Below are 20,773 nucleotides of genomic sequence, written 5' to 3'. Positions count from 1 at the left end.
ATAAGGCGAGTCGTCGCCTTTCGGCGGGTGAGGCGCGGGACTGGTTGAGTGGAGAAGAGGGAGAGGGCTGCGCCGGGAGAGTGATCCCGGAAGCGCGAAAAGAGAGCGTCCCAGGTCCGTTGACCCCGGAGACAATCGATGAGCCCAAACCTCGCCGTCACTAAACAGCGCCGCGATCAGTCCGAACTTTCCTTTATTTCGGCCGACAAGCCTGATGCGCTTGTCATGGCGGTGCAGATGCTCGTAGCCCATCTCGCCAGGAAGCGCGTTGACGCCCCCGTTCTGCGCACCGCCATGGAAGACGCCTTTAGCGCGAGCGATGTGGAAGGGGCTTGGAGCTGGAAAGACGCCTATGAAGCCGTACAAGCAGCGCAGATTCTGCTTCTGCGTCGCCTCGGCCCCGCGATCTTCGCGCGCGCGGAAAATGATCCGGTCGCGTATCATCGCCGCGCTGTCAAAGATCGGCGCCGCGCTGCCGAGCGAAACGCGGCGATCCGAAGAAAGCCAGTCGCTGCAGCAGATCTCGACCCCACTGGAATTGGCATATGTCGCTAGTCTGGCGGCCCGGATTGTTCCCGGCGACGTCGTGCTCGAACCCTCGGCCAGAACGGGTCCGCCCGCGACCCGGGTGGATTTTTGCAGCGGAAGGCGGCGATGAAACATACTGCACGAGAAGTGTCGCGCGGCCTCGCTGAAAGAGTCGAGGCCGTGTGCAAGCATTATCTTTCCAACGGGCGACGATCTGGGAATTACTGGATCGTCGGCGACGTTAACAATCACGCGGGTCGGAGTCTGTTCGTTCGGCTCAAGGGACCGCTCTCCGGCCGGGGCGCACGGGGCAAGTGGATCGATGCGGCGAGCGGCGAACACGGGGATCTTCTCGATCTGATTGCTGCGCGCGAGGGCTACAATTCCATAGGGCGTGCGCTCAACGAGGCGCAGCGATTCTTGGGCATGCCGCCCTCGATCGCGCGTCGCGATACGGAAACAAGCAAATGCGATACGATAGCGCTGGCGCGCAAAATCTGGATGGAATCAGGGGCGATCGCGGGCACAAAGGCAGAGGCATATTTGCGCGCGCGAAAAATCACCGCCGATCTTCACGAGGCGCCGCTGCGCTATCACCCGGCGCTACACTATCGCGAAAGCCCCGGCTCTCCGCTGCAAAAACTGCCGGCGCTCGTCGCCGCTGTCTCCAATCACGAGGGCGAGATCATGGGTATTCATCGCACGTTCCTCGATTCGACGCGCAACGCCAAAGCAGACGTTGCCTCTCCGCGCCGTTCGCTCGGCGCGATATTGGGTCACGGCGTGCGCATTGGCGTCATCGATGATTTTGCGATTGTCGGAGAAGGTCTCGAAACCATGCTGTCTCTTAAGAGCGCTCTGCCCCGCGCGCCCATCGTCGCGGCTCTCTCCGCCGGGCATCTGGCCGCATGGAGCCGGCCGCGTGGCTTGCGGCGCCTCGTTATCGCCGCAGACAACGACGACCCGGGCGGACGCGCTGCACGTCAACTCTCGGAACGCATGAGAAAGCTTAAGGTCGAAGTGTCAACGATCGTTCCGCTGCGCAAAGATTTCAACAACGAATTGCAGTCGACGACAGTCGAGGACATGCGAGACCGAGTTTCGCGGTTGGTCTACCTTGATCGGTTGTGAACGCCGGGCGACGCTACCCAGAAAAGCGCGCAGGTCATGTTCTTGACCCATGAAGCGCATCCAAACTGTGCGTTGATAATTTGATCACTCGTTCTCAGCTGACTTGCGCCATACTGCGCCTTGTCTTGCCGGCAGGAGGCAGCCGATCTATTGGCGACTGATCCTCATCGGTCTATGGTCCCATGATCATCAACCATGAGGGGTCCACTACGCCAATTTGACTGACCTTGTGGACAAGGATCGCGCGGCGGCGCGCGATCGGCGTCCTGACGGCGCTTTATCGTGCAAATGCGAGCTTAGCGAACTCAGCCTTAGCCGTCGCCTGCAAGCTCCAACGCTAGAGACCCCCTCGGCGTCGTCATCTGGCCTGCGGATTATCGGGTCTCCTCTACGGAGCGCCACGCTGGCCTGCGAGCAGCGATATCGCCACGAGCGGTCCGCTGAGCCGCAACGGGCGACGCCAACTTTTTACCCCTACGCGGTCGCTTCGCGACGCGCATTCCGCGCGGAACAAAAAAGCCGCCGCCGCCCGTCCTCCGCGTTGCTGCGGCCCTTTGGGTGCGTCGCTGTTCGATCGTGGCTCGAAATCGCCGTCAGGCCGCGAATGGCGCGGCCTCCTGCGGAGGAGCCGCTATGCGAACCGAGGATTTCGACGTCATTGACGAACCGATCCATTCTGAGCTTGGAGGGCAAAGCCCATCGTCTCATCTTCTCGACGAGCTCGCACTGCATGGTTATCGTCCTTTCGAAGAGGAACCCGACTCGCGTCCTTTGCCGACGTCGGACGATGCGACGCTCGCCCTCGAATCCCTGATCGATGCGCTCTCGGGTCTCTTTCTCGACACGCGCCTTGAGGCAGACCTTCCCGATCTCCTCTGGTCCATCGTCAACCTGTTCCATCGCAAGGTCGATCGCATTAATCGTGAACTCGGCGACAATGAATCCGCTCAGCAGCGCTCTAACGCCGAGCAAGACGGCTCGGAAATCCGCTCGGTCGAACTCGAACGGCTAATCATTCAGGGCTTGACGCTCGCCGAACGCCGCAACGCCTTTGAGTTCTTCCGTGACCAGCTCGCGGGCTTGTACGGGGTCGAAACCGGCTCGGTCTGGCGACCGCGATCCGGCTCGCACGTTAACCACCGAACCTTGACCGCCGCGATGATCGACAGCCGAGAATATCTCAACGCGAAGAAGCTCGCCGAGTCGCAGATTCTCTTACCAAAAGGCGCACGCATCGCATTTGCGGGCGGCGTGGATTGTAATGACCATCGGCGCATTTGGGCGACGCTCGATAAAGCGCTTGCCAAATACCCCGACATGGTCCTCCTTCATGGCGCAGGCGCAAAGGGCGCCGAAAGAATCGCCGCATGCTGGGCCGATAATCACAAGGTGACGCAAGTGGTCTTTAAGCCTGACTGGACCCGCCACAAGAATGCCGCGCCATTTAAGCGTAACGATGCAATGCTCGAAGCGCTTCCGATCGGCGCCATCGTTTTTCCCGGCTCCGGCATCGTCGAAAATTTTGCAGACAAGGCGCGCAGAATGGGCATTCCGGTGTGGCGATTTGGAGAGGAGCGCGCCTGAAGCGCCATTCTGGCTTGATCTATGTCCATGGCGAACACCGCGAAAGCTCGGAAGGCGCGTGCGCAGGCGAGCGGACGCGTCTCCCGGTTGTGCGACGGGAGGCGCAGCTTCCGCCGGCGCCAATGGCGCGTTCGGTTAAAGACCGGAAGGTTAAGCTTGTCGATCGAAGCTGTCGCTCGGGCGGGAACCGACTCGCGCGCCGCAGCGTGCGACGCCGCGCAACGCTAGCGATGACCACGAGGCGCTTCCTGCGGCGCCTTTTCGATGTGTTCGCATTTAAGATCGTGCGATAGGTCGGGGACAGCGTCGATGCTCCGCCTCTCAGATGTTCTTGTGGCGATCTGGGCGTGCAGCCGGTCAACGAGATCCCCGCCAGAACACCCGGAGCGCGCCATCTCTGCTTGGAAGGTCGCGCCCCGCCAGCTTGGTTGCACCGCCGTCAAAGCGATCCCTCAGATCGGCACCCAGCTGTCTTCTCCAGCACTGGATCTGCAGTCGTTTCAGCGCATTACGTCCACATCGACGTAGTGAGATGTCTTTCGCGCTTGCGCCCGTCTTCGCGAGCGCATTGATCCGAGAGTCTGGCAGTTCTTGCGGGCCATTTCTCTGGCTCTCACGCCAGGAACGACCGATCCAGGTTGCATGTCTTTTCGTCCTATGGCCGCAGCCGAAGCCCAAAACCCTTCGTCGTCGACAATTTTCCCCTGGCGCAGGAGCGCCTATTCCTCGCGAACAAAATTCTCGACGTCTGCGGGTCTTCCGCTGCGCTTCAGCCTCGCGCCCTTCGCGCGCGTTGGTTCAAGCGTCGCCTTAGCGGCCATCTACGGACAGCCATCGCAACCGGGGCGGACGCCCCAATGATGGAGAGCAAGATGAGAACGTTCGCTGAATTTCAGATTCTCGGCCGCATAGGCAAGGTTCGCGAAGTGGGGCAGACCACGCGCGTTTCGATCTGCGCCAACTACGCCTTCAAAGACCGCGGCGGCGAAACGAAGGATATGCCACATTGGAACGAGATCACCATTTGGGCTGAGAGCACGCGCAAATATGTCCGCGATTACGCCACGTCGGGCGACCTCGTGATCGCGCGCGGCACGGTCAAGCAGAGCAGCTTCGAGAAAAGCGGCGAACGGATCTACACCGTCGACCTCAACTGCGACGATTTCTCGATCCTCGCCTCGAAGCCGGAGAAATCCGAGGAAGCCTACGAAGCGCCCGCGCCGGAAAAGAAAGCTTCGAAACGCAAGTAGCGCCCTCGGAGAGGCGGCGTGCGTCGCCTCTCCGATCAATTGATCCAGAGCCGCCTCGCGTCGTCTCAGCGCGCGGATCCTCACTGCCGGCGCGAGATGGTTTTCTCCGTGAGCTCGCGATCCGCGCTCTACTCCGCATTTGTCGAGGCGCTTGGGACGCGCCTTCAAAGGGGCCACCGCTATCACAGCTATTCCAGACCTTTCCGAGCGCCGTGGCGAGCTGATCTACGCGCTTGTTTCGGTGCGCCGGAAAAGATGGCGTCTTCGAACCACTGGCTGGCCTGCATGCCTGAAATAGACGCTGCAATGAGTTCTCGCGACTGACTGGCCGTCGTTGAGAATTATTTCCGCAGGGCAGGGAGTGGCAAGGAGCGCGCGCCAATCTTCAATCTTCCTCGGCCATGGCGAACGTCCAAAGCCACTCACGCTCCTGTGCGGCTTAACCCGCAGATCGATCTTCCTGCTTGATATGGATGTCTTCGTACCTTGAGATGAATCGGTTTATGGGCCGTCTAACGCAACGTTGGTTTGAACCACGTCGGCGCCCAAGGCGAGGCCTGTCGAAGCATCGACGTCCAAATCGTCAGCGGCATTCAATCCGATTTTTATCAAAGGGAATCGCCGCCGCTTATCAGTCGTTCTTTCGTGCTCTGCAGATGATGCAGCGCCGGGGTAGCTTAGCCTGTCCATCGGGACAGGACGACTCAAACTGCGAGTCACGGCATTGAATCTCCGCTGCAAGCATTACAGTGGTTCAAACCACCGCTTCAGCTCGTGGCGATGCTCGAGAGTCGGTCTTAGGTCGAAGCTGCATGAAAACGATTGTCATCAACAACCAAAAAGGCGGGGTTGGCAAGACCACTATCGCGGTGCATCTCGCTTGGTATCTGGCGGAGACAGGTCGTCGTGTGCTGATGTTGGATGTTGACGCTCAAGGCAATGCGACCGAAACTCTCGCGCGCTACGCAGCGAACGTCTCCGCGGCTGACCTGTTCAAGCCTGCGGCTCAGATTGCTCCCAATCGCGACGGCCTCACATTAGCGCCCGCCGACACCTCGCTGACGGATGTCGATCGTGGAGACGCCGCCGCGATTCTGACCCTACGAGAGAATCTCGTTGCCGCGACCGAGTATTTCGACATCTGCGTCATCGATACGCCGCCATCTCTCGGCCTGCGTAGCGTGGCGGCGCTCGTCGCCGCCTCACACGTGCTCTCGCCCATCTACCTCGAAGACTATTCGGTCAAGGGCGTCAAAGGTCTGCTGCAGACCTTTGTCGGCGTCCAAAGAAGGTACGGACGTTCCGAAGCGACGTTTCTCGGGCTGCTGCCATCGCTCTTCAACACCAAATCGCCACGTCAGCGCGCCCATCTCGAACAGCTGCTTCGAGACGCCGGCAAATACGTCTTTCCCGGTCAGGTAGTTGCGCGCGACGGCTATGCGGAGGCGGTCGCCGAGGGAGAGCCTGTGTGGTCGTTAAAGCGACGTTCGGCGCAAGAAGCCGGCCGTGAAATCCGAGCTGTGATGGCCGCCGTTACAGAACGCATCGGCTGAAGGAACGTACGAAATGGCTTTGGACCTCAGCTTCAAGGAACTCTTCGAGACCGCCGCACGCAACGATCGGACGGAAGGCCGGCCACGGCTCCTCCCAGTGGATCAGATTGACGAAGATCCTGCTCAGCCGCGGCGGGTCTTCACCGAATTAGAGCTCGCCCAGCTCGCTGAGTCCATTCGGATGGTTGGGATCTTACAGCCGATCATCGTCCGTCCCGTCGAGGCTACGGACCGCTATGTTATAAGTATGGGCGCACGTCGCTATCGTGCGGCGCGTCTCATTGGCCTCGAGGCTGTTCCCGCGATCATCCTAGATGTCAGTGCGCCTGATCGTTACGCGCAGATCGTTGAGAACGTCCAAAGAGACGATCTTGTCGCCGTCGATATCGCGGCCTTCATAGCAGCACAGCTCGAAGCGGGTGAGAAGCAGTCGGAGATCGCTCGCAAGCTCGGCAAACCAAGAGACTGGGTTTCTCGTTTCGCCGCCATCCCCAAAATGCCGAGCTTCCTCCAAGCGAAGCTCCACACCTCATCCATCCGCGCTGTTTACGAGCTTTATCAAGCGTGGCGGGTACAGCCCCAAGCTATCGAACAGGCATGTTCAAGACAGGACAGCTTTACCGATGCGCAAGCTCGCCACATCGCTCATGAGTTACGGCATACGGCCTCGACGCTCGCGGGACACCCGCCAACCGATATCGGGCCTACGTCTGGAACGGGCCCCAGCGAGAACCTGGCGTTCGGGCCTGGGGCGCCAGCATATAGCGAAGGCAACCGCTCCTCTGAACATGCGCGCAACCCCCACGAACGGCGTAGAAGCAGGTCGGCTGTTTCGATCATGGTGCGCCACGGGGATCGCGAAGGCCGGCTGGTCACAGAGCGGCCAGCTAAGAAAGGCGTCCGCTTCGCCGCCGTGCTCATTCTCGAAACCGGCATAGTAGAGGAGACGCCGGTTTCGGAGCTGCGCATCGAGCAGGTTACGCCGTGTTGAGCGTCAATGTGCCGGCGCGGAGCAAAAGCGCTCCCCCTTCTGTAGACCTCTATCGAAGAAGGATGGACGGCGTGGAATCGCTCAAGCCGCTTTTAGTGCAGGATAGGCTTCGCGCCGGCGATGTACTACAGCGCGCACGGATCAGAGCCCTGTGGCGCTAATCTCGCTCCGCATTCCGGATGATCTAGCCGTCCGCTTCTCGGCGCTTGCGCTCACTGAAGGCGGCAAGTCTGCGCTGTTGCGCCGACTCATCTCTCAAGCGTTGGATTTGCAGTCGCCCTGCGCCGCGCCTATTCCGATCGGCAAGCCTGAGAAGATCACAGTGCGGCTTCGCGATACCGAAATACGCCAGCTCACAGAAGTTGCGCGCATGCGCGGGATGACGCGCACCGGTTGGATCGTAGCGCTCGTGCGGACGCGATTGCGATCTCCCGTGGCGCCTTCTCCCGACGAACGCGAGGCTCTCCGCGCGATAGTTCGTGAGCTCAATCGCATTAGCGGAAATATCAATCAGATCGCGCGAGCGGTTAATGCCGCCGGCGCTTATCCGAGCAGCAATGGCGAGGTCCGGTCGCACGAGATCCGCGAAACGAAAGCGACCGTCGAGAGAGTGGCTGCGGAGCTGCGGCGCATTCTTGATGATAACGCTGCGTATTGGGAGAGCCGTCGATGAGGGGGAAGGGCGGGCCATCCGCCAGCGAGCTCTTTGCCGAGGCGCCGCCAATATCCTATGTGTGGCGAACGCCTGTGCGCCGGCCGAGGCAGGCGGAATGGGATATTCCGGACGAAAAGGCGCCAAAGCGACTAACGCCAGCGATGCGCGCGAAACTCGAACGAATCATTCGACGAGCGCCCGAGGTGATGGTCAAGATCACCGGGCGGACAAAAAGCGTAGACCACCTTAAATCACATCTCCAATATATCACCCGCAATGGTGAACTCGCGCTCGAGACCGAGCAAGGGTCGCTGCTCAGCGGGGGCGTTGGTCTTAAGGACGTGCAGCAGAGATGGGCAGATGACGCCGCACTCGATAGCGCCCGTCGTCGCGACGGATCGGTGTCCATAAATGTCATCCTCTCCATGCCCGCAGGAACAGACGCTGTCGCCGTTAAGGACGCTGCACGCGCCTTTGCGATTGAGACCTTTGGGGCAAATTATGATTTCGTGTTCGTGCAGCACCTCGAAGACAAGCATCCGCATGTGCATCTGACGGTGCGCTCACAGGGGTATGACGGCAAACGACTGAATCCGCGAAAAGCGGATCTACAGACCTGGCGGGAGCGATTTGCCAGTGAACTGAGACTTCGCGGAATTGATGCAGAGGCAACCCCACGGCGCACCCGGGGGCGGGTTCGCAAGGCAGACCGAGGCGCCGTTTTGGCTCTGCGAAAGAGAGGCGTTCGGCCTCTCGTCGATCGCTGGGCGCGCGAAGAGGCGCTGCGCGAATTCCAAGATGGAAGTCGGGCCAAGCGCCCATGGGACGAGAATATTGGAAGGCGCCAGAAAGCGATCCGTGGAGCCTATCTGCAATTCGCTGAGGATCTCGAACGTACGGGAAAGACGTCGGACAGCGCGCTCGCGCAACAGCTTCGCAAGTTCGTCCAGGACATGCCGTCTGCGGAAACAAAACGAAGCATGTTAAACAACGAGTTGAAGAAATTCGTGGAAAATCAGAGAACCCACTCAGATGATCGCAAGCGCTCGGATCTGAACAAGTCAGGTCCTGAGAAGTAGCTTCGTCTTCGACCCGCGCGGCAGGCGCGCGCTAGGCGTCACACCCTAGTGACGATCTCATCGACGCATGCAGCCGAGATGCCTATGCTCCCTCATTGCGGCGGGGAAAAGAGGGGCGACATCAGCCCTTTGACCTGGATGGTCGGACCCCGATGGCGGATGATCTAGAACATGCAGGAGAATAAGGAACGTGACCATTGGCTAACATGGCGCAGACAGGCCATTAAGAAATTTTCTCCACCCGAAGGTCTCGCCCTTAGAGGCGAGGCGTTTTCTCGATCAACGCACGCGGGCTGATTGGCGGCGAGTTTTGAGCTGAAGGTCTGCAATGCTGATAGGAGTCTACATAAGCTTGTGTGTCCGTTCCTGATGAGCTACAAACGTTCTCTTGATAATTTCAAACCCGACATTGCGTCATGCCCCCACATGGGAGCGCATTATGAGCCCACATCCAGTTTCGCTTTCGCCGCACCAAGAAGCCGTTGAGCAATTTGAAGATGCGGCGAGAAAGCTCCGGGAACGCTTCCGGTCATCCGTTTCAGAGGCGTTGCCAGCTTTTGCGCGCCGAATGTTCGAACGTGAATGGCAAAAAGTTGGCGATCTACAAGATCCTGCGTCCATTCCGCCGCTGGCCTTGGCGTATCTGATGAGCTGTGAGCGGTGCGTGTATGATTTGCTCAATAAGAACTACGAAGGTGTCGCCAGTTCGCACTTCGAAAAACGCGTCAGCGAAGCAGCGAATGATATCAGGGCAAAGGTGATCGCCTCATGGAGCTATGCAGGCGATGCGATAAGGATCCTGAGAAATTGAACGGCATAGAGATCTTCGATAGTTTGGCCCGCGGGCATGAGCCGAGCTGTGATAGATGGCGTGAATGCAGCCCTCAAGGAATTAGTATCGCTCAAACGTGTCTCGCGTCGGAGTCCGACGTGGCGTCGAATCTATTGGAGTGATTCATCAGATTCCCATGCTTGGCGTAGTAGTGAGAGCATATTCTCTAGCGAGGCAATTTTCTCGGCGGTTGCTTCGTCATCACTTGTTGGCGCGACGTCCAAACGTGCGCGCCGCCGGCGCATGACGTGAGCCAACGCAAGTGCGAGAACTTGGAGACGGCCGGTTGATCTTTGACTGGCCATCATCAATGCGGTGCGCGTAGGCGTCGAAGGCGCCGCCCACATCAACCAGACAAGCGCGAGCGGATGGAAGCCGAGCGCACGAGCCGCTTCGATTGTCTTGAACGGAACGCCACTCGGCGTCTTCTGCCTTGCGAGGCTATGTGCGCCCGTCGTCGATCCCACACGGGCTCGCTTAATGCGGTCTGCGTCCAAGCGATAGGCGCGCGCCTTCTTTAGCCCTCCAAGAGTGCTCCAATAACCCGAGCCGAGATGCGTACGGTTTAAAACCTTATCCGCGCCGAGGCGATCAATATGATTGAGCACCATCTCTCGAGCCGCCATCCGCGCGGCATGAGCGCTTCGAAACGTGCGCGGGTCCAACTCGAGGCGGACGTCGCCAGCGAATAGGGACAAAAACTCAGTGACGCCCCGCTCCGACGCCGCACTGATAAGTCTAGCTACACCTGGTTCGATTTTGGCGGTGACGCCAACGTAGACTATGCCGGAAAAGGAACTTTCTCCCGTGAGGGTCAACGTAAAGGGACGCCAGATCCGACGGCGAGAATATCCGGTGGACATCATTCTTCAAAGAACCCTTGTGGAAATTACTCATTGAGCCAAAATCCAAAACGGCAGTCAATGCGCCGTTTATACAATTTTCGCTTTTCTAATCACTTGTGGTGCTTCGCGGAGAGGCCACAGTCTCCTCATCGGACTCGGCACGTCGGCTCAAATTTCGAGGGTTACGGCAGCGCGAATGTTCACGGCTTGGCTGGGCGTCTTTCCGCTTCCGCGATGCTATTGGCAGGCGAGAGAAACGAGGAGACAAGGTCTACCCAGTGCAACTTTACGTGAGGGCCGGGAGTCGATAGCGGCTTGTGCGTTCAATCATCAGAAAGCGGCCAGGTCTTGTTGGACGAGCAGGCGCCTTGCTTGTCTAGCGCGACCATAATTTACAAGGGAAGGCGCGTCTTGCTGCGGCGCAGAAATTCCAGCCCCTGATCAAGAGCGAGCAGCTCATGATAGGCTTTATCGAGCGCCGCGGTCGCAGCGCTCAAGGCGACGCGTATTTCTGTCAGACGGGACATCGCGGCCTGGCCCTGCCTAGTCGCTTCCCGTCGATCGAGGAGTGGGTCTTTAGGTCTTGGGTTTTCTAGCCGACGAAGCCAGTCGGCGAGGACGCGCCGCGCCACGGCCTCTTCCTTTTCCAGAGCCTCAGCCTTGGCGAGGGCTTCCCGATAGCGCTGCAGCGCCTCAACGGCTCTCCTCTCAAATTCTGCCTTCTCGCCCATGCGCCCATCCTAGACCGTGACCGATTAAAGGCGCGTAGATTCAAAAAACTCTTAACGTTGTCGTCTAAACGCGATAGTCGCAGCTTTCCTGGAGCTACTCGTTGGAGGCGTGGAAAACGGCAGTGCATGATCGAGAGTGAGGTAAGCAATCGCCGGGCGGACATCAGCGATTAACCGACTGGCCGAACGCCATTGCGGTCCGGCCAGTCGATTTGGTCGAGGCCTCTGATAGGCGTCGCGTCAGGGCGCGAGATCGCTAAAAGGAGCTGAAGAGCTCCACCTGCGCCCAGGGCTGTTCAACGCTCTGTGCTTTGGTTTGACCGAGACGGGTAAATTTTCGCTTTTCAGGTCGGGAAGTGTCTGAATCTATGGGGAGCAACCCGAATCAGAGGTTGCCCCATGACGACGATTGATCTTGCATCCTGCCTTGCAGCCATCCCGGATCGGCGGCGCGCCGAAGGAAAGATTTACAGCCAAGTCGGCGTCATCCTGTTTTCGATTATCGCCATGCTGAGCGGCGCTCGGTCGTATCGGCAAATCCACGCCCTGATCCGCGCGAGGCTTTCCGTGCTCAATTCCGCTTTTCCAAACGCTGCGCTGCGACGGGCGCCAGCTTATACCTCCGTGCGCGGAATTCTGCGCCAACTCGATCCGGACGAACTTGAGCGGGCGTTTCGTCGTCATGCGGAAAGTCTCGACGGTTCCTGCGCCGCCGCGCCGTCCCGCTTCATCGCCATCGACGGAAAGACGTTGCGGCAAAGCTTCGACGCTTTCGCCGACCGCAAGGCCGCGCATGTGCTCAGCGCCTTCGCCGTCGACCATCGGATCATTCTCGCGCATGAAGTGATCGACGAGAAATCGAACGAGATCCCCGCCGCGCAGGCGCTGATTGCCGCCATGGGCCTGAGCGACCGCATCTTCACGCTCGACGCCATGCACTGCCAAAAAAACCTTCGAGATCGCCCGCGAGACGGGCAATGATCTAATCGTTCAAGTCAAAGGTAATCAGCCGGGTTTGTTGCAACGTTGCGAGCATATCGCCGCGACGGCGGCTCCCATCGCCGTCAACGACAGCCGCAATCTGGCGCGAAATCGCCAGGAAGATCGGCGCGTCGAAGTCTATGCTCCCGGGACCGCCCTCGATGACGACCAATGGGTGCCGCTGATTACCGCAATCGTGCGGGTCACGCGATTTACATTGATCCGTTCCGCGGCCACAGGGCTCTGGAAACGGCGAGAAGAGACCGCGTTCTATGCGTCGTCCATCATGTTGCCCGCAGAACTCTTCGCAAGCGCCGTCCGCGGTCATTGGGCTGTAGAGAACAAAAATCATTGGGTGCGCGACGTGACCCTTGCTGAGGACGCCAGCCGCATTCGGGTCAATCCAGGCATCATGGCGCGCCTGCGTTCGCAAGCCCTGAACATCGCAAGGGCAAACGGCGTCGCCAACATCGCCCTAGCACTTTGGAGCGGCGCACTCGATCCCGCCGTCACCCTCTCATACCGCGGCCTGTAAAGAGCGTTGAACAGCCCTGCACCTGCGCCGAGCAAAGATAGGACGGCCGTTTGTCAGCGTTCACGCTGACGCGTCTTCTCGCGAATGTCTTCACGAACGCGAGCGTCATTGTCGCGCTTGCGCTCGTTACTGTGAGACATTTGCTCTTGGATCGTCGCCCGAGAGAAAGTACGCCCCTGTTCGAGATGTTCGGCGATCCGCTCTTTCGCTACAGCAAGAATTCTCTCTCGCGCGCGCGGATCCTTGGGGAAGGCGCGTTCGAGCGCCTTCTCGATGATTGCAAGTTGCGATTGTGCTCCGACGAGATCGCCGTCCCGCACGGCGGCGCCCCGATCTGCGTTGCGGAACCGCGTTGAACGGGACCGCCATTCGTCCGGCGTGGTCTCGCGTCGCTCGAAAGGTCTCTTTGCGGGGTCGATAGATGTTACTTTGTTCGTGGGCCGACCGTCGACATTTGCGCGATCGACGGAGAGCCGCTTGCCGGCAGAATTTCGGCGTCGCGCTCGTGGGGCTTCATCGTGCTGTCGCGGATCGTGCCGACGCGCGAGCGCTTCCCGATCGAGCGCAGTCGGTTCATAGCCTTGCACAATGATGCCGCGGCCGCTCGCCTCAAGCCAGGCTTGTCGGCGAAACTCGTCCGATCCCCGAACGCGCAGCGCTGTCCATTTGCGATGCTCCGCGATGGCGACCATGTCGCGGACCACCTCGGGGGCGGTGAGGCGTGTCGTCAACCGATCCTCGACCAATTTAAAGGCCAGGTATTCGCCGCGTTCGTCGGCGTAGAAGCGAGCAACGCCCTTTCCACGCTCCTCAACGACAATGTAATATCTTCGGCGCAAGGAGTCCGGATAGGCGTCGCTTTGGCTCACGTTTGCTGCGAGAGTAGGCGCGTCATTCGACTCTTGGTCTGCATTTGACCCATTTGCATCGCGCGCGTCCGCCGGATCCTCTTGCTCGTGTCCGTTTTCGGCATGCGCTATGCGCTCGATCGCGAACTCGCCTTGCGATTCAGCCATTTCGCGCGCCTCTTGATGAGCGCTTTGGGGGGTCGATCGCCTGGCCGTCGATATAGTTGAGCGTCCAGGCTTTCAGTTCTTCTTCAGAAAGGCCTTCGAGATTAACGTCGACGTCCCCGAAATCAAATGTTGCGTTTGACGGAATCATCGACGGTTCGATGATCTCTTCATCGCTTAGGGGCCTGGCACGAAAGACCGCGCGCAGTTCGGCGACTTCCGAGCGAAGCTCTTTGATCTCTGCATCGAGCAGGGCGGTTGAACGGACTCGTGGCGCTTCGAGAGGTGGGGGTGGCAATATGCGTGCGGTAAATGCTCTATCTTCGAAATAGACAATTTTCTCGGCGACGATCGGTGGAACGCCGGCCATCAAAATAATCGCTTTGGAGTTCGGCAGAAGCTTCAGTTCCTGAGGCAGCATCAGGGCGCGGCGCTGTTGCGAGACGGTTTCGCTTATTGTCCGCATCGCGAGCCCCTTCGGTCCGCTGCGGCTTTTCGCCCTTACCGTGTCATAGCCAAATCGCTCGGAGAGTTCATTTGCGATATCCTGCTCCTTGGGCGCAAACACGACTTCGACGGCGTGGTTGGTCACGATGTTCTTGGTGAGATCCACTCCGTAGATGGCGCGAAGCTGCGCCGGACTTTGAATAACGGTCAAGAGTCGAACGCCATAGCCGGCCAGAAAGGCCACGGATTTCGCGAGCACATGAACATTGCCAAGCGCCGCGAATTCGTCGAGGAGCAGCAGGAGCTTGCGATTGAGCTTGGGGTTTTGCTCGGGCAGTTCGCGCGTATTGAGATCTACGACCTGTTGGAAGAAGAGATTTAGCAGCGGACTCAAACGATCGAGATTGTCGGGCGACACGCCGAGATAGATCGACATCGGCCGCTGTCGCAAAAGCCGCAAATCGAAATCACTGTCCGCAGTCGCCGCGTCAATGCGCGGATTAAGCCACAGCCCAAGGCGCGCCGTCACCGTTTTGCGCACGGAGTTCATCGTATTTTCGGAGGCGGCGAGAAAATCATGGAGCGCCGTGACGCAGTGGCGCGACAGCGGGGAAGGGCCGGATTTTCGCGCCTCAATAATGCGCTCAAAATGCTCCTTCAGCTTATGAGTCGATGACAGCTGGCGCAGGATTTCGCCAATGGTAAACGGAAGGCCTGGCGTTTCCGCCACATAGCCGCCGACCGCGACAAAGGCCGAGCGGGCGGATTCGAACCAGAAAGGATCGCCGCGGCTCTCGGATGGAAAGAGCATCACTGCGATGCGCTGTAGATCGTCGTAAAGATCTTCTGGATCGCTGCGCACATAGGAGAGCGGATTGTAGCGTGTGGTGCGGCCGTTCTCATCGAGCGGGTCAAAGAGATGGACATCTTGGCCGTGGGAGGCCCGAAAGCCCGCGGACTTCACAAAATTCTCCTTCTTTACGTCAAGTATGACGACGGAATCCGCCCAATTGAGCAGATTGGGGATTACATAGCCGACGCCCTTGCCAGTGCGAGTCGGCGCGTAGACGAGGACATGCTCCGATCCGCCAAAGCATAAGAGCTGACTGGCCTTGCGCCCAAGCAGCAGGCCCTGCTTGGCGCGCAGACCCGCTGACGCAATCTGGCGCTCGTTCGCGAAGCTCGCCTTGCCGTGAAGAGGCAGGGATCCACGGCGCAGCATCGCGCCCGCGAGGGCAAAGGCGACAATCAGCCCGGCAAGGGTCGATAATGTCAGCCAACGGTCTAGGCGCGTATCGACGCCGTAATTAGGCCAGGCGCGCGTGATCTCGATGAAATGCATACCGCCGTCATGGGCGCGCAGCCCTAGCAGCAGGACGTTCGAGGCGGTGAAGAGAAATAGCGCCAAGGCCGCCCCCAGGAGAGCGGCGAGCGCCACGCCTCTAGCGCGCCTGTTGGCGCTTTCGAACGGGATCATAATAGATTTCCGTGATGCGGTAACGGCCATCGCGCTTTTGCATTTGCACGACGACATCTACGAGGAGCACGAGGAGAGAGCGGATATCGTCGCGATGCAGATCGCGCCCTTCGGCGCTTTCCTTGACGAGCAGCGTCAGCTGCTCGAAGGCGAGGGGGGCGCTGTCGGCATGCACCGTCGTGATCGAACCCGGATGCCCGGAGTTGACGTTACGCAGGTAAAAGAACGCCACGCCATCACGCAGCTCTTGCAGCAGAATGCGGTCGGGACGCATGCGCAGGCAAGATTCCAATAGCTCGCGCGGTCCAATCTTGGCGAGGCCCTGTCTGTCTTTGGAATAGAGAAGCCGAACGCAGTTTTGATGAGGGATAACGAGCTCTGCAGCGTCTTCGATTGCAATCAGCCGTTCATGCGCGGGAATGATCGCAATCAGCGCTTTGGATAGTGTAGTCTTGCCCGAGCCCGTCGACCCGGAAATCAGGATATTGCGACGCGTCTTAACGGCGAGCTCCAAAAAATCTCGCCACGCGCCCGCTTCCTTCAACGCCTGCAAGCGATGTTCGTCGGCGGAAAGTTCGTTGCTGGCTGAGCGTATGTCCTCGAAGAGCTTCGCTTGCTGAAGCCGGTCGAGCGTCAGAGATTGGCCTGAGGGCTTTCGGATCGTCAGACTCAACGTTCCAGGCGGAACGGCAGGCGGCGCGACGATCTGACAACGCTCTTCGTTGAGCAATGTCGTTGAAACGATCGGCCGTTCGGCGCTGATGTCCTGGTAGGTAAAGCCGGCCGCGGCAATCGCAAGATGTTGAAGATGATCATGGGTTAATGTCTCCGCCTCATGCCGGGTCCACCCGGATGGATCCTCGACGAAGATTTCGCCGGGGCGATTGATGACGATTTCGGTCGCGCTCTCATCGGCAAGAAAGGGCGCAAGCGGTTCGAGATAGCGTTCGAGAACGAGACGTGACGCGCCGCGTTCGTTTGCCGTCATCCCTCTCACGGCTTTGTCACCAACGCGCGCCTTGGCTCCAAAGGGTAAGGCGCGCGATCTGCCTCTGCGGACGTTCCGACCCGGCGCAGCCGGTAGACGCTGGAAAAGTCAAGGTCGCGCGCGACAAAAACATTGACAAGTTCGCCTTGGCTTTTGGTCAACGTCGGCGGAATATTAATAGAGCGGTCCGCGACGATTGCGGCGGCGCTATTCGTCGCGCCCGTCGAGTTATTGATCTGAATTTCGTTATTTTGCAGCTGCTGGCGGCCAAGCGCAGAGGCGTCGCCGGCTATCGAAAGTAGTAGCGCCGCGCCAAAACGCTGCCAGAAATGATTATCTATTTCGCCGTCGAGGCCGGCGCGTCCCAAAGCGTCGGTCGCGGGAGAAGAGAGAGCGACAATGACGCCGGTTGGCGTTTTTGCGCGTGTCCAGAGCACGAAGAGGCGTTGCGACCCCCGCCGTAGATCTCCGCGATATTCGCCGACGATCTGCGTTCCCTTCTCCATCAAGACGACACTGCCGGAATCAGACATGACGTCGCGCAAGACGACGCAGGAAACGAAGCCCGGCACGTCGGATGACATGGCGGTTTCCAGCACGCAGGGAATGGGGGTGCCTTGGGTCACAATGAGGTTGCGGTTGGGGAGGCGCGCCGCGCGCACGCCCTCAAGGGGCGTAGGCTTCAAACTATTCAGGAGTTCGCTTCGCGGCTGCGGCGCGTCTCCGGCTCCAAATGCGTTTGGGTCGGCGGCCTCCGGCTGGCGTGCGCCTCGACCCAATTGCGCCTGCTTGCTGTAGGCGAGGACTGGCGCGCGGCGGGCGCTTTCCATCAGCTGATCGGTCACAGGCGCAGGCAACGCCGCTGGCGCTGAAGGAGGGATCGCGCCGGTGACGTCGGCGAGACTTGGCGTCGGCGGCTCCCTTAAAGGTTCGAACGCGGCCGCCTGGCGAATGGCAGGCTTTGTTGGCGTTGAAACGTTCGCCGGCTTTTCGCCCCTCCAGGCGCCCCAGATGATGAGCGCGGCGAAGGTGGCGAGAGCCGCAGCCCCCAGGCCGCGCTGCAATGAGATCTTTTGCTCCGCATCCGTTCCTGCGACAGGTGTGATGCCGCGCTCTCCGGGGAGGATTTCGTCTTGCGCGCTTGTCATGCCCGCGCTCCCTAGCGTGTTCTTGCCGCCGACGGCGTCTTCGGTAGCCTCATTACGCCGTCGCTCACAGTCCTCGTCGAGTGATTGACGCCGACAGCGTCAAAGGCCTCATTGAAGACGCAGAGAACGTCATTGCCCTTGCGGAGTCGGAACTCCCGCGCCGTCGCATGGACCGTCACGAGTTCGCCACGCACATCTTTGGCAGCGAGCGTCTCCGAGCCGTCAGAGCCGATGAGATAAATAGCCGGAAGTTCGCGATTTCCGGCGAAGCGAAAAGTGGTCTCTTTGCCATTATCGAAGACAGCTTCAGGTTCGAGGTCAATTGAGCCTTGCGCCGAGAAGCGCCAGTTGCGGGCTCCCTTCGTCCGCGCCGAATCGAATGATTGTTCAACCAGCGCGCCTTCGCGCGCGGCTTCGCGGGCGTTTGCTTCCAATCGGCGGCGTTCAAACTCGTCGACTGGATAGACGAAGCCCACGACAAAATAGCCTTCCGAGAGCGAGCTTTCACCGATTGTAAGCTCGAATTGATATGAGCGCTTGCGACCGTCCGGTCTTGTCGTGACGACTTGAAGATTGGTCGGCGGATGCTTCTCCCGGGGCTTTAGAAACAGGATGGATCCGGCAGGCGCGACCTCCCAGGCCACGGAATCGCCGATTGCAACATGAGCGATTTCTTCGTCGTCGGAAAATACGATCTGCGTCGAGGCGCGCATCACCCCATTGACCTTCACGACATTGACCGGGTCGTAAGCGACAACGCGCACGCGCGCGTCGCGCGCCCCGGCGGCTGGTTGTTGTAAGGCGAACGTCGCCGAACCGTGCAGCGAGGCAAGCGCCAGGACAAGCAAGAACAAGCGGCGATTCATGGCAGCGCTTCCGGATCAGCGCGATATTCCGAAATCTGGAAGCCCAGCGGGTTGATGAGCCGGTCGGTGGTCGACATGCGCGCGTTGAGATAGGAAAAGGTAAGCGTTGCGATCCAATGCGTGGTTCGCGTCTCTTCGCCCTTGCGACTCTCAGTCAGATAGCGCACTGAAGCCACATTATCGCTCAAGAGCGAGATCGCCTTGATGCGGACGATCGCGATGCCGAGCCGACCATAGAGCGCTTGGGGACTTTCCGGGTTCGAACCGCGATACCAGGCGGCGAAGCGCATCTGCTCCGCGGGAGCCGACAGCAGCGAGATCGTGCGGAAATTTGTTTCGGCCTCAGCAGCCGAAAACCCCTCCCGGGCTCGAACGTAGCGGGCGAGAAAGAACTTGGTGATGGCTTCGTCGTATCGCGCCGGCGCGTCTTTGAGCGCCGCGACGGTCTCGACGATGCCCGTCGAACTGTCGACCCGGATTACGAAAGGCTCAACGGTCTTCAGGGGCGCTAGCGCCGCAACCGCGCCGACCGATACTGCCGCCAGCGCGCAGGCGCTCGCCGCAACAATCCAGGCAATCCGCTTGGAATGCTGAGCGGAAAGAAGAAGATCCTGCTCCCAGCGACGGGAGCTCTTAAAATAGGCTTGCAAGTCGTTCCCGCGCACCACGGTCAGCCCTCCCCTCTGCAGGGCCGCGAGGATGCGGCGAAATCGAGACGGGGCGGCTGAGCGGCGGCATTCGGCGTTTCCGCTGTCCCGTTGAGGACACGCGGCGTTTGGTCAATGTGGGCGTTGGCGGCCGACTGTGGGAACAGCCTGGCGGGAGCCGACGCGTTTTCCCAATCCCAAAGCGAGCGGTTTAGGGGCCGACGCGCCAAGCCGTCACATGACGCCGGCGCGCTTGATAAGCTCGCGCAAGCGCTAAGCGGCGTCGCCGCCAAGGAAAGAAGCATTATTCCACGCCACATCCCAACTGGCCTCCTTGTCGACGCGCCTGCCGCGTCCATTCTCTGTTAGACGCGCTGGATGGCGCCGCCCTGTCGGCGAGTCTGGATCGCCGACATACTGCGTCTCACCGACCAATGCGCGCCCGCGTAAGCTCCACCCGCCGCGGCGGCGGCGTTGGCGACGAGGGCTCTCGTTACAAGCCGGCTTGCGAGCGAGGCGCCGCCGCCCGCGAGCCCCCCGGCGATTGTCGGGAGCTGCAGGGCGATATAGCCGGAGAGGCCGAGCAGGGCGCTGATGGCGACGGCTCCAACAAGCAAGTCGCCTGCCGATGCGGCGTTCGCAGCGAATTTGTCGATAAAGCCGCTCACCGTCGAGACCATCAGTCCGACCAGCGCGACGACGAGCACCAGCAGGATCAGGAAATTTGCGACCTGCCGCATCCAACTCTCGGCGAAGGGTCGCGTCGCATCGAAAAGCGCGAGTGCGATAAAAAGAGGCCCAAGCGCGATGACGATGCCAAGCCCGATCTTTGCGTAGAGCAGCATGGCGAATTGCAGGAAAGAACCCACTGCGACAAAAACAAGGAGTATCGCCGCGATCAGCGCCGGCGCGAGATTTGTGAGCCCCGCCTGGTCATAGATTTTTTGAGCGACTTCAAGGCCCTTCGCCAGCAACTGATCGAAAGGCTGTCCAGAATTGACGTTGAGCCCGGAACCAGCGATGGCGTTGCCGATTTCATTGGGGAGCGAGTCGAAGAAGAGGCCGGTCACGTAGTGCTGGAAGGCTGACGCATTGGTGGCGAGCAGAACGATGAGCACAATCCGCATTGAGCGAAACGCGAATTCTCCAATTGGTTCAACAATCGCGCCGCGCATGACGGCAAAGCCATAGAGAACGACGTAAAGCACGACGGCGACGCGGAGCGGGCCGTCGATATAGGATGCGAGATTAGCGGCCGATGACGATACGAAGCCTGTAATCGGCTGCTCGAATTCCCGCAGAAAGCTGTCAAATACGTTGAGAATCATATGCCGCCGCCCTTCAAAGCGTCCTTCATTTCTCGGACGATGAGTTCGTCGGGGGCGACGCCAACATTGATACAGTCTGGGGTCCTCGCCAGGCGCCGGAATTGTCCCTGCAGATCTTCAGCGCGCGTTGCATCTCCTCGCGATTGCTCATGAACCACAGAGCG

At 59.8% G+C, this 20,773-nt stretch carries 18 protein-coding genes and 2 pseudogenes; 11 read left to right on the top strand and 9 right to left on the bottom strand.

From position 1 onward, the window contains the following. The first annotated feature begins 138 nt into the window (after positions 1-138). The 10 genes and pseudogenes from AC0X69_RS20070 to AC0X69_RS20030 all read left to right on the top strand — a co-directional run bounded on the left by AC0X69_RS20070 (position 139) and on the right by AC0X69_RS20030 (position 9,582). Positions 139-555: a hypothetical protein gene (locus tag AC0X69_RS20070; RefSeq protein ID WP_482613685.1), complete on the top strand. Its 417-nt coding sequence runs from the start codon at positions 139-141 to the stop codon at positions 553-555. 99 nt (positions 556-654) lie between these two features. Beyond that, on the top strand, positions 655-1,659 hold the full coding sequence (locus AC0X69_RS20065; protein WP_482613684.1) for a DUF7146 domain-containing protein: 1,005 nt from the start codon (positions 655-657) through the stop codon (positions 1,657-1,659). Between the two features lie 633 nt (positions 1,660-2,292). Next, positions 2,293-3,243 (top strand): DUF2493 domain-containing protein, encoded by a 951-nt coding sequence (locus AC0X69_RS20060; RefSeq protein ID WP_482613682.1) that lies wholly within the window; start codon positions 2,293-2,295, stop codon positions 3,241-3,243. An 872-nt stretch (positions 3,244-4,115) separates the two neighbouring features. Continuing rightward, a complete protein-coding gene (locus AC0X69_RS20055; RefSeq protein ID WP_482613680.1) occupies positions 4,116-4,493 on the top strand; it encodes a single-stranded DNA-binding protein in 378 nt (125 codons plus the stop codon). Between the two features lie 812 nt (positions 4,494-5,305). Beyond that, positions 5,306-6,046, top strand: coding sequence for a ParA family protein (locus AC0X69_RS20050; protein ID WP_482613678.1), 741 nt, complete (start codon positions 5,306-5,308; stop codon positions 6,044-6,046). A gap of 13 nt (positions 6,047-6,059) precedes the next feature. Beyond that, positions 6,060-7,037, top strand: a complete 978-nt coding sequence (locus AC0X69_RS20045) for a ParB/RepB/Spo0J family partition protein (protein ID WP_482613676.1) — start codon at positions 6,060-6,062, stop codon at positions 7,035-7,037. Positions 7,038-7,188: 151 nt separating this feature from the next. Beyond that, positions 7,189-7,503: pseudogene (locus AC0X69_RS23450) on the top strand (YlcI/YnfO family protein); the annotation flags it as partial. Between the two features lie 27 nt (positions 7,504-7,530). Continuing rightward, positions 7,531-7,710 carry a plasmid mobilization relaxosome protein MobC gene (mobC, locus tag AC0X69_RS23445; protein WP_510175249.1) on the top strand — a complete coding sequence of 60 codons (180 nt, stop codon included), beginning with the start codon at positions 7,531-7,533 and terminating at the stop codon, positions 7,708-7,710. Between the two features lie 188 nt (positions 7,711-7,898). After that, positions 7,899-8,771 carry a relaxase/mobilization nuclease domain-containing protein gene (locus tag AC0X69_RS20035; RefSeq protein ID WP_482613672.1) on the top strand — a complete coding sequence of 291 codons (873 nt, stop codon included), beginning with the start codon at positions 7,899-7,901 and terminating at the stop codon, positions 8,769-8,771. Between the two features lie 439 nt (positions 8,772-9,210). Beyond that, the gene (locus AC0X69_RS20030) at positions 9,211-9,582 is read left to right on the top strand and encodes a hypothetical protein (RefSeq protein WP_482613670.1); all 372 of its coding nucleotides are present in this window, start codon (positions 9,211-9,213) and stop codon (positions 9,580-9,582) included. Positions 9,583-9,713: 131 nt separating this feature from the next. Here AC0X69_RS20030 and AC0X69_RS20025 read toward each other — a convergent pair whose 3' ends face one another. Together AC0X69_RS20025 and AC0X69_RS20020 are read right to left on the bottom strand one after the other, a co-directional pair. Beyond that, positions 9,714-10,214 carry a hypothetical protein gene (locus AC0X69_RS20025; protein ID WP_482613668.1) on the bottom strand — a complete coding sequence of 167 codons (501 nt, stop codon included), beginning with the start codon at positions 10,212-10,214 and terminating at the stop codon, positions 9,714-9,716. Between the two features lie 626 nt (positions 10,215-10,840). Then, complete coding sequence (locus AC0X69_RS20020; RefSeq protein ID WP_482613667.1) at positions 10,841-11,179, bottom strand: hypothetical protein; 339 nt, start codon at positions 11,177-11,179, stop codon at positions 10,841-10,843. A 399-nt stretch (positions 11,180-11,578) separates the two neighbouring features. Between AC0X69_RS20020 and AC0X69_RS20015 the strand changes: the two are divergent. Next, positions 11,579-12,695 (top strand): annotated as a pseudogene (locus tag AC0X69_RS20015) (ISAs1 family transposase). 53 nt (positions 12,696-12,748) lie between these two features. Here the strand turns inward: AC0X69_RS20015 and AC0X69_RS20010 are convergent. The 7 genes from AC0X69_RS20010 to AC0X69_RS19980 form a co-directional block, all read right to left on the bottom strand. Continuing rightward, positions 12,749-13,711, bottom strand: coding sequence for an LPD7 domain-containing protein (locus AC0X69_RS20010; protein WP_482613666.1), 963 nt, complete (start codon positions 13,709-13,711; stop codon positions 12,749-12,751). Then, complete coding sequence (locus tag AC0X69_RS20005) at positions 13,704-15,632, bottom strand: type IV secretory system conjugative DNA transfer family protein (protein WP_482613665.1); 1,929 nt, start codon at positions 15,630-15,632, stop codon at positions 13,704-13,706. The genes AC0X69_RS20010 and AC0X69_RS20005 overlap by 8 nt, the downstream gene beginning before the upstream one ends. After that, positions 15,598-16,620, bottom strand: a complete 1,023-nt coding sequence (gene virB11 / locus AC0X69_RS20000) for a P-type DNA transfer ATPase VirB11 (protein WP_482613663.1) — start codon at positions 16,618-16,620, stop codon at positions 15,598-15,600. The genes AC0X69_RS20005 and virB11 overlap by 35 nt, the downstream gene beginning before the upstream one ends. Positions 16,621-16,625: 5 nt before the next feature. Beyond that, entirely contained in the window at positions 16,626-17,768 is a 1,143-nt protein-coding gene (gene virB10, locus AC0X69_RS19995; RefSeq protein WP_482613662.1) for a type IV secretion system protein VirB10, read from the bottom strand. 11 nt (positions 17,769-17,779) lie between these two features. Then, on the bottom strand, positions 17,780-18,634 hold the full coding sequence (gene virB9, locus AC0X69_RS19990; RefSeq protein WP_482613661.1) for a P-type conjugative transfer protein VirB9: 855 nt from the start codon (positions 18,632-18,634) through the stop codon (positions 17,780-17,782). Next, positions 18,631-19,302, bottom strand: a complete 672-nt coding sequence (locus AC0X69_RS19985) for a VirB8 family type IV secretion system protein (RefSeq protein WP_482613659.1) — start codon at positions 19,300-19,302, stop codon at positions 18,631-18,633. The genes virB9 and AC0X69_RS19985 overlap by 4 nt, the downstream gene beginning before the upstream one ends. Positions 19,303-19,646: 344 nt before the next feature. After that, positions 19,647-20,609: a TrbL/VirB6 family protein gene (locus tag AC0X69_RS19980; protein ID WP_482613658.1), complete on the bottom strand. Its 963-nt coding sequence runs from the start codon at positions 20,607-20,609 to the stop codon at positions 19,647-19,649. Positions 20,610-20,773: the final 164 nt, after the last annotated feature.

This window comes from Methylocystis sp. Uni0008, assembly GCF_056838045.1.
Note: the sequence above shows the minus strand (reverse complement) of the source record. Positions and strands in the feature narration are given on the sequence as shown.